Annotated in this window: 1 protein-coding gene; it reads left to right on the top strand. The window is 37.0% G+C overall.

The window, feature by feature from the left end; translation table 11 throughout:
• A partial coding sequence (locus I6852_RS07915) for a CagY family CD-EC repeat-containing protein (protein ID WP_197292086.1) occupies window positions 1-257 on the top strand: 257 nt, incomplete at both ends.

The following is a 257-nucleotide window of genomic DNA, read 5'->3' as shown; positions in this document are numbered from 1 at the left end:
AAAAAGTGTTTGAAAGATCTCCCTAAAGACTTACAAAGCGATATTTTAGCTAAAGAGAGTCTGAAAGCTTATAAAGACTGCACATCTCAAGCCAAAACTGAAGCTGAGAAAAAAGAATGCGAGAAATTACTCACCCCTGAAGCGAAAAAACTTTTAGAAGAAGAAGCCAAAGAGAGCGTTAAAGCTTATAAAGATTGCGTATCTCAAGCCAAAACTGAAGCTGAGAAAAAAGAATGCGAGAAATTACTCACCCCTGA

The sequence above is a fragment of the Helicobacter pylori genome (assembly GCF_015904775.1).
In the GTDB taxonomy this organism is placed as follows: domain Bacteria; phylum Campylobacterota; class Campylobacteria; order Campylobacterales; family Helicobacteraceae; genus Helicobacter; species Helicobacter pylori_DM.
The sequence above is the reverse complement of the archived record's forward strand: the minus strand, read 5'-3'. Positions and strand labels throughout refer to the sequence as shown.